General features: G+C 51.3%; 12 protein-coding genes. 6 read left to right on the top strand and 6 right to left on the bottom strand.

The window, feature by feature from the left end:
* Positions 1-231: 231 nt before the first annotated feature.
* Entirely contained in the window at positions 232-1,881 is a 1,650-nt protein-coding gene (locus HMPREF3016_RS00190) for an L-lactate permease (protein WP_070739271.1), read from the top strand.
* Positions 1,882-2,070: 189 nt separating this feature from the next.
* Complete coding sequence (locus HMPREF3016_RS00195; protein WP_048752000.1) at positions 2,071-2,466, top strand: DUF1304 domain-containing protein; 396 nt, start codon at positions 2,071-2,073, stop codon at positions 2,464-2,466.
* A 110-nt stretch (positions 2,467-2,576) separates the two neighbouring features.
* On the opposite strand, the gene HMPREF3016_RS00200 is transcribed toward HMPREF3016_RS00195, so the two are convergent.
* A complete protein-coding gene (locus tag HMPREF3016_RS00200; protein WP_070627649.1) occupies positions 2,577-3,281 on the bottom strand; it encodes a DNA-3-methyladenine glycosylase I in 705 nt (234 codons plus the stop codon).
* 98 nt (positions 3,282-3,379) lie between these two features.
* Entirely contained in the window at positions 3,380-3,973 is a 594-nt protein-coding gene (locus tag HMPREF3016_RS00205; RefSeq protein ID WP_048751996.1) for a methylated-DNA--[protein]-cysteine S-methyltransferase, read from the bottom strand.
* A gap of 194 nt (positions 3,974-4,167) precedes the next feature.
* Here HMPREF3016_RS00205 and HMPREF3016_RS00210 point away from each other — a divergent pair, with 194 nt between their 5' ends.
* The 3 genes from HMPREF3016_RS00210 to HMPREF3016_RS00220 all read left to right on the top strand — a co-directional run bounded on the left by HMPREF3016_RS00210 (position 4,168) and on the right by HMPREF3016_RS00220 (position 6,620).
* On the top strand, positions 4,168-5,145 hold the full coding sequence (locus HMPREF3016_RS00210; protein WP_048751995.1) for a hypothetical protein: 978 nt from the start codon (positions 4,168-4,170) through the stop codon (positions 5,143-5,145).
* Between the two features lie 198 nt (positions 5,146-5,343).
* On the top strand, positions 5,344-5,784 hold the full coding sequence (locus HMPREF3016_RS00215) for a hypothetical protein (RefSeq protein ID WP_048751994.1): 441 nt from the start codon (positions 5,344-5,346) through the stop codon (positions 5,782-5,784).
* A gap of 203 nt (positions 5,785-5,987) precedes the next feature.
* A complete protein-coding gene (locus HMPREF3016_RS00220) occupies positions 5,988-6,620 on the top strand; it encodes an endonuclease III domain-containing protein (protein ID WP_246828393.1) in 633 nt (210 codons plus the stop codon).
* A gap of 203 nt (positions 6,621-6,823) precedes the next feature.
* Here HMPREF3016_RS00220 and glpK read toward each other — a convergent pair whose 3' ends face one another.
* The 3 genes from glpK to HMPREF3016_RS00235 all read right to left on the bottom strand — a co-directional run bounded on the left by glpK (position 6,824) and on the right by HMPREF3016_RS00235 (position 11,310).
* On the bottom strand, positions 6,824-8,380 hold the full coding sequence (glpK, locus tag HMPREF3016_RS00225) for a glycerol kinase GlpK (protein WP_070739277.1): 1,557 nt from the start codon (positions 8,378-8,380) through the stop codon (positions 6,824-6,826).
* Between the two features lie 105 nt (positions 8,381-8,485).
* Entirely contained in the window at positions 8,486-9,277 is a 792-nt protein-coding gene (locus HMPREF3016_RS00230) for an MIP/aquaporin family protein (protein ID WP_037230801.1), read from the bottom strand.
* A gap of 266 nt (positions 9,278-9,543) precedes the next feature.
* Positions 9,544-11,310, bottom strand: coding sequence for a glycerol-3-phosphate dehydrogenase/oxidase (locus HMPREF3016_RS00235; protein WP_070739280.1), 1,767 nt, complete (start codon positions 11,308-11,310; stop codon positions 9,544-9,546).
* 133 nt (positions 11,311-11,443) lie between these two features.
* Here HMPREF3016_RS00235 and HMPREF3016_RS00240 point away from each other — a divergent pair, with 133 nt between their 5' ends.
* Complete coding sequence (locus HMPREF3016_RS00240) at positions 11,444-12,391, top strand: sugar-binding transcriptional regulator (protein WP_004004364.1); 948 nt, start codon at positions 11,444-11,446, stop codon at positions 12,389-12,391.
* Positions 12,392-12,407: 16 nt separating this feature from the next.
* Here the strand turns inward: HMPREF3016_RS00240 and HMPREF3016_RS00245 are convergent, their stop codons facing one another.
* On the bottom strand, positions 12,408-13,313 hold the full coding sequence (locus HMPREF3016_RS00245; protein WP_004004365.1) for a LysR family transcriptional regulator: 906 nt from the start codon (positions 13,311-13,313) through the stop codon (positions 12,408-12,410).
* Between the last annotated feature and the right edge of the window lie 44 nt (positions 13,314-13,357).

The following is a 13,357-nucleotide window of genomic DNA, read 5'->3' on the forward strand; positions in this document are numbered from 1 at the left end:
TGGAGTGGATGAGGTGTCTACAGCTGGTCTGCCAAGGTAAATTCCTTGACACTACAAAGAGGTACTGGTAGCGCAGTGTGGAAGCAACATCCGCACACACTGGCTTTCGTAGCCAAAAACCACAGAATCGCAACCGTGGATCTTGGGTAAAAGTTCATGAACCCACGTTAATCCACATTAGCGGTATGCAGTGACCACTAAGAACCGCGTATGTCGCGGAAAGGAAAAACCATGTGGCAGCAGGTATATGACCCGCTCAATTCCACTATGCTCTCAGCACTAGTAGCGGTAATCCCCATTGTCTTCTTCCTCCTTGGACTAACCATTCTCAAACTCAGCGGTATCAAAGCGGCGATTATTTCTCTCGCACTCGCACTCGGTATCGGAATCTTCGTATTTGGGCTGCCAGTAGGCGCTGGAGCGGGCTCAATCCTTTATGGTTTCTTGGCTGGTCTATGGCCTATCGGCTGGATCGTGCTCATGGCGGTGTGGCTATACCGCATTACAGTGCGTTCCGGTCACTTCGACATTGTTCGCTCCTCTATCTCGGCCATCTCTACTGACCAGCGTATCCAGATGCTGCTGATCGCATTCTGTTTCGGTGGATTTCTCGAAGGCGCGGCAGGGTTCGGTATTCCGATCGCAATTTGTGCGGCTTTGCTGGTCAGCCTCGGGTTTAACCCGCTCAAGGCCGCAATGTTCGCGCTGGTTGCTAACGTTTCATCCGGTGCATACGGTGCTATCGGTATTCCGGTCAGCACCGGCGCCGAGAAAGGCAGTATTCCTCTGGCCGAATTATCGGCAAATATGGTTCCTGTGTTGCAGATTTTTGCGATGCTTATCCCAGTGCTCATGGTCGTTATCCAAGACGGGATACGCGGGTTACGCGAAACTGGCTTGGTGGCTCTGATCGTTGGTGCCGTTTACTCTGGCGGACAATCCCTGCTGCTACTGACCTTGGGAAACCCTGAGCTGGTTGATATTATTCCGCCGCTTCTATCATTGATCGTTTTGGCTCTCATCATGCGCGCATGGCAACCCAAGCATATTTTCCGTGAGCCTACCGCTCCCTCCCTGGAGGAAGTGCAAGCACAAGGCGAGACCAAGCATACCTCCGGTGAAATATTCAAGGCTTGGAGCCCATTCATCTACCTGTCCGTCGCAATTCTGCTCTGGTCTACGGTCCTAAAACCGGTATTCCCTAAAGCAGGGGAGAGCGATGGCCCCCTAGGTTTCACTAATATCCTCGTCAATGTTCCTGGTATTCATGGGGCGATCGAGCAGGTGGCTCCTATCGCTAAAAACCCGACCCCTGTGAAAGCCGTCTTCACCTGGAATATTCTGGGAGCCTCGGGTACCGCGATCCTTGTGGCTGTTATTATTACCGTGCTGTTCTCCTCCATCAGCTGGAAGGCCGCTTTCGAAGAGCTGGGCGGTGCTTGGAAACAGCTGCAGACGCCCATCATTATGATCTGCCTTGTGATGTCAGTTGCTAACGTGATGAACTATGCGGGTATGATCTCTTCCATCGCACTGGCCGTTGCGACGGTAGGGACGCTCTTCCCACTCTTCTCGCCGATTATCGGCTGGATCGGTGTGTTTGTGACCGGTTCGGTGGTTAACAACAATATTCTCTTCGCGGGTCTGCAATCGACCACCGCGCACCAGATCAGCGTGAACCCCACCCTGCTGGTGGCATCAAATACCGCCGGCGGTGTGATGGCGAAGATCGTCTCGCCGCAGTCTATCGCTATTGCGGCTGCATCTGTGGAAAGCTCTGGGCAGGAGTCGAAGATAACCTCAATGGCGATCAAGTACAGTGCTATTTTGCTGGTGCTGACCTGCGTGTGGGTATACCTGCTGTCGCTCGTCGTCCACTAGCACATACCCCCCCCCGAATGCGCCAGTCTTGTGCCTCGAACGAGGTATGAGCTGGCGTATTCTGTATGTAGGTGGGAGGAGGTTCCTCTTGTTTATCCTTGAGCCTTGGCTGTCTTACGGATTATGACGATGAGATAGTAAAATTGGTGCTTGATTTACCGAACTACCTTCGAGAAAGAGGAAATAACAATGTCTACCTTGGCAAGCGTCGTCACGGTCTTCGCATTCGTGTCCATCGCTATTCATGTGTATATCTGGATTCTTGAGACTTTCCTGTGGACTAAACCTCGGGGTCGGAATACCTTCGGTACCACGGAAGAATTTGCCGAAGCCTCCAAAGAAATGGCTGCAAATCAAGGGCTCTACAATCTCATGCTGGCCTGGATTGCAGCAACCGGCCTGTTAGCGTTCTGGGTTGGTGGTCTGCCTCAAGTTGGCATCGCCCTCATGTTTGCCGGTCTAGGTTCGATGGCCGTCGCGGGAATTTATCTCTTCGCGACCTCACCGGATAAGCGTAAACCCGCGCTTATCCAGTGTGTGCCGCCAATCCTATCTCTCATATTGCTTTTCACGATGGTGTCATAATGCAGAGCTTCACGAAATAAGACCGAGCTTGCAACATGATAGAGGTTTCTGCTTTCGCCTTTCAGTAGGCGAGGCAGGAATCTCTTCGTTTTAACCAAAAACCTTTATATCTATGAGCCCCGGCGCAATTCTCCTTCGGGAGTAAATAAGCCTGATGACCCACGCCGGTGTGAGTCCAGTAGGTGCGCATCCACCATACCAACGGCACTCATTAAGGCGTAACAGCTGGTTGGACCCAAAAATTTGCCTCCGAGCTTCTTGAATGCTTTCGACATAGCTGCAGAGACATCATTTTGCGTAGGAACCTCCTCAAGAGTTTTCGGAGTAATAGTGCTTTCGGGAAGGAAAGACCAGATAAAAGCGGGTAAACCAGGTTCAACCCATAACCCGTTTGGGAGGTAAAATCCTGCTAATGACTCGTCTCCAGCAGCTGCACGCTCGCGTAGGTCAAGAGTTAGGCGCGCATTTGAGATAGTGGCACGAATCTTGAGGTTATTCCGAATGATACGTTTATCGTGGAGCAATCGTTCAACATCATCGTCTGTAAATGCTGCAAGCTTTTCAGGAAGAAAGTTGGCAAAGACTTCCCGAAACACTGGCCTTTTGACTAAGACCGTATACCATGAAAGACCGGCCTGAAACCCTTCGAGACAAACCCGTTCAAGCACCCCGGTTTCATGGGTGATAGGTATGCCCCACTCCTTATCGTAGTAGTCGCGTTCAAGATCATGACGTACCCAAGCAGGATATTTTCGGTCTGCGCTCGTTTCGACTTTGCCAGAAGCGACAGCGTTCGCAGAATCATCTGACGACATGGCCACCTCCTAATATCGTAAATATATACTAGTATAGTATATAGAGATTCAGTTGGAAGGCAAATATAGAATATTATTTCGATAAAATAGTCGAGAGCCTAAAAGAGTCGACCCTCGCGAATTTCTGCAGGTTCTTCGAGGTCGAGAAGGAATTGTTTGCGGTCGAGCCCGCCTGCGTAGCCGGTGAGCTTGCCATTAGACCCCAAAACGCGATGGCAAGGGATGATGATTGAAATTTTATTGTGCCCAACAGCTTGTCCGACCGCCTGTGCGGGTGCGCCTGGCCCCACGGCATGTGAGATGGTTCCGTAGGTTGTGGTGTATCCGTAGGGGACTGAACATAAATATTCCCATACCATGAGCTGAAAATCTGTTCCCTCAGGCGCTAAAGGAATTGTGAAGGTTGTACGTTTGCCGGCGAAATACTCCTGCAGTTCGCGAGTGGTGTGCTTAAGGATGCTCGCTGCAGGCGCTGGCTCGCTGTTTGCAGCGATTGCCGAGGGGTCTGGAATAAACTCACCGAGCTCGTCTGGTATAGGAAAATGTGTCTGTTCCTCATACCAAAGCCCGGTAAGAGCTTTGGTGCTTGCTGCAAGATAAAGGCGTCCTACTGGGCTGTCGATGAGGCTGTGCCAGCGTTTTGCTGTGTTGTTAATGAGTTCTTGTGGTGCTTTAAGTTTCTTCTCGCTCATGACAGCTCCTTTGTGTTTTTACTTCCTTAATCATAAACTCTGCCGCGAAAACATGACGTAGAAAAACTTTACATTGCATATTATTATATAAAAATATGATATAAAATACATAGTTGTTTTTAAATTTTTTAGTTATTTTGGGTAAAATAAAACTTACATACTCACTCTTTCACTTATATGTTCGGGACCCAAAGATGACTTCCTTGACTTACCCGCAAAAAACTGTGGGCGCGCATACCGTACATTCGGTGCCAAACCTAGATTACTGGCGTAATTTAGTTCTTGACTATCTTGATGATAGTGATGACATAAATCTTTATTTCGCTGCGCAAAAACTCAACGTTTTAGCACCTGAAGACCCGGTAGGTTTATATGGACTAGCTTGCGCTCAACGGTATAGAGGGGAACTTAATACCGCATATTTTAATGTTATCCAAGCACGTCGACGATTGGCATACAATTCCGGGTTTCCCGTAACCTACGAGGAAGCTCTAGAACTTGAAGCAGCTATTGCCGTCGATCTGGGACATATTGCAACTGCGATCGATCGTTATGGGGAACTCATTGAGTTGAACCCCTTAGAACCTAACTATGTATCGGCTCGCGCAAAGTTATTCGATACCGCTGAGAACATGACGGTTAGCGCGCATAAGCGACGGCAGGGACAGGACGATTCCTCTCTGGCTGATGCGCAGACCAGCCTGTTTTTGCGCGCTGCTGAGGCACACGCAATTGAGCTTGAGGGTAAGCCGGTTTTCGTTTCCTACGAAGCCGCTCTTGAAGCGTCCAAGGCACTAAGGCGCATTCAGGATATTCAGCGGGCACCGCAAAACCTCAGAATGCGATATACCGAATTGCAATCCGCTGTTACCTATGCTCTCCGTAGAAATTTTGTGCGTTACCAATGGTGGCAATTTTGTCTTTACGTTCTGTGCGGAATGACTCTGCCAGGATCGGTCATGAACAATATTGCAAAAGATATTGCAGAAAAGGGGAGCGCCGGAGTTTTCTCTGGAATATTCACGAGTATTATGATGATTTCTCTCTTTATTCTTGTGGGACTTTATTTTTTCTACCCCGTAGGGCATAAATACAATGCTCGTCGCGTGCGTAAACGTGATGCAAAACTACGTGCAGAGATGCTTGAAGAACCTGAGGGCATCTCTAGTTAACCCTGCGAATCCTGCGATGATAGACTCGTATCCCGTACACTTTCCTGCATATCGTACGCTTTTACCCTACGAAGATGCGGCAAAGTGTACGGGATATTTCTATCCTTCTAGGCGTATCACCTAATCATCTGAGACGCTGACTGCTTTTTCGATAGGTTTGATACCCTAGACATGCGCAGTGCTGAAGGGAGTGCGTAGATGCCCATACGTTTTTCTAGCGAGCAGGAAGCCAGAGACTATTCTCAGAGCGTGCTGGTTCTCCCGCTTTCGACGATGCGCGTGAGTATCAGTCCTGATGCTCGTAAACACAAGCGGCTATTTTTTGCCCCGGTTTATTATATAGATATACAGTTTGAGACCAGCCAAGAGACCGTTGTTATTGGTGGGTATGAGTTCTATGACCGTGCGTTGACCATGTTAGACACTGATCCTGATCACGTGCTTATTGGTGATAATGGGCCACCTTTTCTGATGGGCGGTGGTTTCCCAGGTGTGTATGCAGGAGAACTCAGAGATGCATATCATGTCCCAGAAGATTATTTAGCTTTAACCAGCGCAGATTGTGAACGTATTATCGCGACCGTTGCTCCGAACGAAATTCCTATGCTTCGTACTTGGATGGCTAGAGTTGTCTCTTAAAACTCGAATAGCATTTATCTTGTCTTGGGTCGCTCAACTACTCGACGGCGTAGTCTGCCAACGCTGTAAGAAGAGAGAGCTCAGATTCCGAATAGAGATTGCCGGTTTTCAATCCATATCAAGTGCGATGGTGCCGGAGTTGAACTCTGTCATGAATTCAGATGCACTATAGGTTACAAGAAAACCTAATGAAGGGGTCTGTTATGGAATCAATGCGCCAGATGATGACGGTGCTCCAGCGCGCGATTCCTGATGTGGGCGTGTGGTGGCCAGCCGAAACAAAATTCGAGATCTTGGCAGGCGCAGTATTGGTGCAAAACACCACGTGGACGAACACCGAAACCGCATTGGCAAACTTGCGTACCCTTGACCTTCTCAATCCTGAAACACTCGCTGCAGCTGATTCGGCTGTGGTACAAGAAGCGATCCGTCCCTCAGGATATTGGCGCACTAAAACCGTCTATCTGCATACCATTACCGATTGGTTCCTTACTACCGATACCCTTGCTGAATCTATGAGTGATGCACAGTTGAGGGCTTCGCTGCTAGGGGTGAAGGGCGTAGGCGAGGAAACCGCTGACGATATTTTGCTGTATGCCTATCACCGAGGTGTGTTTATTTACGATGCTTATGCGCGCAGGCTTCTCGCAGCGGCTGGATGGGGAGATTACACCACCTATGCGCAAGCACGTAAAGCGTGCGATGAACGCATCCGTTCTGAAGTATTGAGCGTTGAAGAGTATGCACTGTTACATGGGCTAATCGTCCAAGCAGGCAAAGCGGCCCGAACCGCGGGAGGATGGCAAACCTATTGGCCTGCTATTGCTGGTAACTAAGGTTGTTCTCATACCTGATATAGACACGTGCTGTAATTACCCCGTACATTTTCCTGCAATTTCGTAGGGTAGAAGCGTACGATATGCGGCAAAATGTACAGGATACAGTAAGAATATAAAGCCCGCACTCTTTTGCATGTCTCGAACAGCGGTGCTGTGCGTTTTACGCAAAAGAGTGCGGGCTTTATGTACGAAGAAAATTCTTAGGAAGTCGGCACGTCCTCATCCACCCAGTCGAGGGTACGTGCCACGGCTTTCTTCCAGAGGCGGTACTGGCGGTCTACCTCGGACTGCTCCATGGCAGGCAGCCACCGCTTATCCTCAGCCCAGTTTTCGACAACGTCTTTCTCGCCGTCCCAGAAACCGACCGCAATACCGGCTGCGTAGGCGGCACCCAACGCAGTAGTCTCAATAACCTTCGGACGGATCACCGGAACCCCTAGAATATCTGCCTGGAACTGCATCAGGAACTCGTTTGCGGTCATACCGCCATCCACACGCAGCTCGGAAAGCTTCACACCGGAATCGGCGTTCATCGCGTCCAACACCTCGCGGGTCTGGAAAGCGGTTGCCTCCAACGCCGCGCGCACAATATGCGCCTTGTTTACATAGCGGGTTAAGCCCACGATCACGCCGCGTGCGTCCGAACGCCAGTGCGGTGCAAACAGGCCCGAGAATGCAGGAACCACATAGCAGCCACCCGAATCCTCAACCGAAGTTGCTAGTGCTTCGGAATCGGAGGCGTTGGTGAGCATGCCCAGGTTATCGCGGAGCCACTGAATCAGCGAACCGCTCATCGCAACCGAACCCTCTAGGGCATAAACGGGGTCAGCGTCCCCAATCTTGTACGCCACGGTCGTAAGAAGGCCGTTATCTGAGAATACGGGCTCTTGTCCGGTGTTCATCAGCATGAAGTTACCGGTGCCGTAGGTGTTCTTCGCCATGCCCTTCTCGAAACAAGCCTGCCCGAAGGTTGCCGCCTGCTGATCGCCCAGAATACCGGCAATGGGTGTGCCGCGCATCAGACCGGTGGGGCGACCATAGCCGTAGACCTCAGATGAAGACTTGATTTCGGGGAGCATGCTCATGGGAATACCCATATCGGCAGCGATCTGCGGATCCCACTCAAGAGTACGAATGTTCATGAGCAAAGTGCGGGATGCATTCGTAACGTCGGTTACATGTACACCGCCATCAACACCGCCGGTTAGGTTCCACACTACCCAGCTGTCGGTGTTGCCAAAAAGCAGATCACCACGTTCGGCACGCTCACGGGCGCCGGGAACGTTATCAAGAATCCACTTAATCTTGGGTCCTGAGAAGTAGGTTGAAAGATTCAGACCCACAACATCGTGGTACTTACCCACGCCATCATCGCCAGCAATTTCATCGACAATCTCTTGGGTGCGGGTATCCTGCCAGACAATTGCGTTATAGACCGGCTCACCAGTGTTCTTATCCCACACCACCGTGGTCTCACGTTGATTGGTGATGCCCACTGCGGCAATCTCGTGATGGTTTACTTCACCGTTTGCCATCGCCATTGCAACGGCTTTACGCACGTTATCCCAAATCTCAGCGGGGTTGTGCTCAACCCAGCCTGCCTTGGGGAAAATCTGCTCGTGCTCAAGCTGACCCACAGAAACGATCTTGCCCGCCTTATCGAAAAGGATAGCTCGGGAACTGGTGGTGCCCTGATCGATAGACATAATGTATTTACGTTCAACATCCAAAGTTGCCGAATGCAAGGAAGTAGTCATGAGTAACCTCACTTAAATGGTTGGGGGAGGCGCATGACCGCGCCATAACAAGGAATAATGGGTGATGCCCATTCATTAAAATATCTTTAAACCGTGCAGTGGTTTCTAGAATCCCAAGACTGCAGGCACGATCAAGCCAGCCAATACGCCACCGATGATAGGGCCCAGAATCGGAACCCAAGAATATGCCCAATTCGAGCCGCCCTTACCGCGAATAGGCAGAACAGCATGGGCCATACGAGGGCCAAGATCACGCGCAGGGTTAATAGCGTACCCGGTAGGTCCACCTAGACTCATGCCGACAGCTACTACAATAAGTGCCACGGCCAGTGGACCCAAGCCGGAAGGAGTCTGTCCGGAGGCAACAACCCAGCCAACAAGTACGAATGTACCCAGAATCTCCGTCACCAGGTTCCAACCATAAGACTTGATCGCGGGACCGGTCGCAAAGATACCCAGACGATTACCGGGCTCTTCATCAAAGTGCTTCTTGTAGGCCAAGAACGCGGCAACAGCACCTAGGAAAGCCCCAAGAATCTGCGCCACAATATAGATCGCAATGTTTTCCGGAGTTGCTGGAACACCCTTGGCCAAATCTTTACCGGCCGCCGCTAAGCCAAGGGTAACCGCCGGGTTAAGATGCGCACCCGAAGGCCCGGAAAGATAAACGGCCGCAAAAACCGCAAACCCCCAAGCGAAAGTAATGACAACCCATCCGGCGTCCTTCGCATACGATTTGGGGAGTGAGACACCGGCGACCACGCCAGCGCCCAGAAGAATCAAAATGAACGTTCCAAAGAGCTCAGAAGCAAAAAGCCCAAGATGGGTAGCAACACCATTATCTCCCACCAGCAGGCTTACCGCCTGCACAGGAATGGTTGCAGCCAAGAGAGACATATTTTTCCTTTCGTCGCCGTACAAGATATCCGCACTAGGGCACGTTACCGGGTAGCCCGGTCGTGCCATTGCGGATGCGCCATGACGGTGCGTTTGTGAGGTAGAGGAATCTCACGGAATACAACATATCGTAGGATTCCAAAATTATGGGTGGTGTGCCTGCTGGAAAAATACTAAATCAAACAGGCATACCATGCAGGATACGGCAACTATAAATGCCGTATCCTGCGGCAGTATTGAGCGAAACTCTGAGCTTCGCACAAGTTTTAGTGGTGCTGCACGTTGAGCTTCCTGCGGGGAGCCACCGGGTCTACAGCCACAATCTTGGCAGACGCCTCAGCATCGGTAGAAGTGGACTCTGCCTCGCGAATAGCTTTCACCCGTTCGGTGTAGAGTGCAAGTTCGCGCGCGACCTTCGTATCATCCCAGTTGAGTTCGGATCGCATAATCTCAAGGATCTCAGGAGCCGCAGCCAACCCGCGATCACGCTGTTCAAGGTCAAGACGCACGCGGCGAACCAGTACATCCTCGAGGTGCAGGACACCCTCGTAGCGAAGAGCGAACACGACATCGGCGCGTAAGAACTGCGGTGCATGTTTAAGAGGTTTGCCAAGATCCGGATCAGCATCAATAAGCGCACCAAGATCCTCAATCTGTGCGCCATAGCGTTCCAGCAGATGGGTAATACGGTCTTCATCCCAACCATAGCGTTGTGCGTAACGGCCACGGCCCGCCTCAATAGCGCGATACCCATCAGCACCCACCAGTGTGATCGTCTCCGTCACCGATGGACGTTCCTGCGCACGATCACCGAGCGCAAAATCAACCGCATCAGCCGCCATTACACGGTAGGTAGTCAGCTTGCCGCCAGCAATGGCACTCATACCGGGGGCAACCTCCGTAACAGTATGCTCACGAGACACCTTAGTGGACTGAGCGCCATCACCCTTAACCTTCGGCTGCAAGAGGGGGCGCAGCCCCGAATAGGTACCGATGATATCGTCGTGGGTCAGCGGATTAGCAATCAGCTTATTCGCCTGCTCCAGCACATAATCAATATCCTGACGCGTTGCCACAGGGCGCTCGCGATCCTCGGTATACGGGGTATCGGTCGTACCAATAATCCAGTAGCGCTGCCACGGAATAATGAAAAGCACTGATTTTTCGGTTTTCGTGAAAATACCGCTGGTAGCCTGGATACGATCACGCGGCACGACAATGTGAATACCCTTAGAAGCGAGTACTTCAAGACCGGCATCCGGGTTTGCCAGAGATTCGGATTCTTCGGTCCAGACCCCGGTGGCGTTAATAATGTGCTTGGCTTTGACCGTGAGTTCCTGTCCGCTTTCAAGATCTGCCAGTCGCGCACCTACCACCTTGCCAGAGGTGTCTTTATCAATACCCACCACCTGGGTACGTGAGGCAGCCAGGGCACCATAACCGCTGGCGGTGCGAACAACATCAACGACCAGGCGGGCATCATCTACACGGGCATCGTAGAACTGAATAGCGCCGGTAAAAGCGGAGTCTTTGATATCTGGGAAGACTGTTTTGGTGCCCTTTTTTGTAAAGTGACGCTGCGAAGGAACTCCCTTTTTGCCACGCGAACCGAAGTATGCGAGAGCATCGTACATGCCAATACCGATAGCGGAATAGGAGCGCTCAATGACCGGTGTCTTCAATGGCCACAAAAAGGGCTGCGCGTGTACAAGGTGAGGTGCAATTTTTTCGAGTAACAGACCGCGTTCCTTGAGAGCCTCGGTTACGAGTTTGAAATCTAGGTTATAGAGGTAACGTAGGCCACCGTGAATAAGTTTTGAGGACCAAGCGCTGGTGCCCGCAGCCCAGTCTCCGGCCTCCACAATACCCGTACGTAGGCCGCGAGTCGCCGCATCAAGGGCAATACCGGCACCAGTAATGCCGCCGCCAATTACCAGAACATCAAGTTCAGTACCGCTGCTCATCTCAGCTAGGGCACGTGCACGGGAATCTGTTGTTAGGTGCGAGAGTTGCGCAAATTGTTGAGAGCTCATAGGTATCTTTCTTCTTGTGAGTATGGAGGCCGGACTACATGCCGAACCGAGGACGTATTGCTCTCAAGTAAAACTTAGTGGTGAAATAATTACCAAGTGGAGTGAACGGATTTTCACTTAAGGTTAGGAACGAATGAACGAACGACTCAGCCAAACCTATGAGGTCGCGCAGCTGTATTACATCCAAAATCTCACAATGGATACTATTGCATCCCGCCTAGGAGTTTCACGCGCAACTATCTCGCGTTTACTCAAAAATGCGCGCGAGACAGGCATGGTGCAGATTCGCCTCGACGACTCGTATAGAACCCGACATGAGCTCGAAAAACGGTTGGGGGAGCGGTACAAAGTTCGCGTTACTCTTGTGAATACCAAGCAGGACGCTACCCCAATCGCTAGGATGAGCCAGGTTGCGCGTTCTGCCGCGCAACTTCTTGATTCGCTAGTCGATAACGGCACAAGCATCGGGGTGGCCTGGGGTGCAACTCTCACAGAGGTTTCGCGGCATCTGCCTAAACGACCACTAGAGGGGGTGAGCGTGGTGCAATTAAATGGGGCAGGGAATGCGCATCATTCTGGAATACCATATTTAGGCACGCTATTGGGACGCATGGTAAGCGCTTACGATGCTTATATGATTCATTTTCCGGTGCCCGCATTCTTTGACTTTGCCGATACCAAAGCTGCGATGTGGCGCGAGCGGAGCATCCAGGCAACACTGCAGGTACAAAGCCGGGTCGATGTAGCAGTTTTCGGTATTGGCGCTTTCGGAGGGGCTATTCCCTCACATGTGTACTCTGGCGGGTACTTTGATGCGGCAGAACAACGCCTACTGCGTGAGCAGGGAGTGGTCGGCGATATCTGTACGGTACTTCTGCGGGAGGACGGAAGCTGGAATGACCTTGAGATTAACCGTCGGGCATCCGGCCCCAGCCCTCAAGAGCTTTCCCGCATTCCTCGTCGTATATGCGTAGCCTCCGGAACGCACCGTGCGGCAGCGCTGAGAGGAGCGCTGCGTACGGGCGCTATTACAGACTTGGTGCTCGACGAAAAACTCGCCCGAGCCGTGATAGAGAAATAAGTGTTTAGGTTTCTTGTTATGAGCCGAATGCTTCTTTAACGGCATGCTGAAGTGCATCACGAACCATTACTAGAGCCGGATTCTTCGCCGACTCTGTGCGGACTGCGGTAAAGATCTTGCGTGAAGGCTTACCCGGAAGATCTACTGTGCGAATACCCTTTGTGTTAGAGAGGCTTGAGAGTACGAATCCAGGCACTATAGTGGTTGCGCAGCCTGAACGCACCAGGTTTGCATTAGTGATCATATCATTTGCGCTGTACCGAATATCTGGTTCGAACCCTACAGTGCGGCACTGATTGATAGCCCACTGACGTGATGTATTCTGCTCCATCTCAAGAACCCAAGGCAATTCGTTGGCTTCTTTGAGAGATTTGATGCTGGATTCTTCGGGGACGATAAGACTCAGGGGATCCTCTACCAAAAGCTCAGAGTGCAGGTCTGGATACTCGGGGATAGGGTGGTGCGGATAAGCCTCTGAAAGAACCATGTCGTACTCGCGGCTTCGAGTGAGTGAAGTTCCCGTCTCTGGGTCGATCTGTAGAACGTGCAGAATTAGACGCGGTGCATGTTCTTCGAGGTATTTGATAGCGCGGGGCAGAAGCGCAAAGGAAGCGGATTGGAAGATCGCCAAGCGCACGGTTCCTGCTGGTTCTCCTGCAAGGTTTGCTACTGCTGTCTGCATGCGGTCTATCTCGCGCAATATAGTACGAGCACTATCGACCATGACAAGACCGGCGTTCGTGAGCTGAACGCGCCGCCCAACACGTTGTAATAATGCTGTACCTGTATCTTTTTCGAGGTTTGCAATTTGCTGTGACACAGCAGATGGGGTCAAGCTAAGAGCATCCGCAGCAGCGATAATGGTGCCGCGTTCGTGAATCTCCAGAAGCATTTGCATACGCCGGATATCAGATACAGACATAAAGTCTCCTTAAATTAGCGCGGTCGTGGTTGGTTTAGTGGAGT

Source organism: Rothia sp. HMSC065D02 (genome assembly GCF_001815285.1).
In the GTDB taxonomy this organism is placed as follows: domain Bacteria; phylum Actinomycetota; class Actinomycetes; order Actinomycetales; family Micrococcaceae; genus Rothia; species Rothia dentocariosa.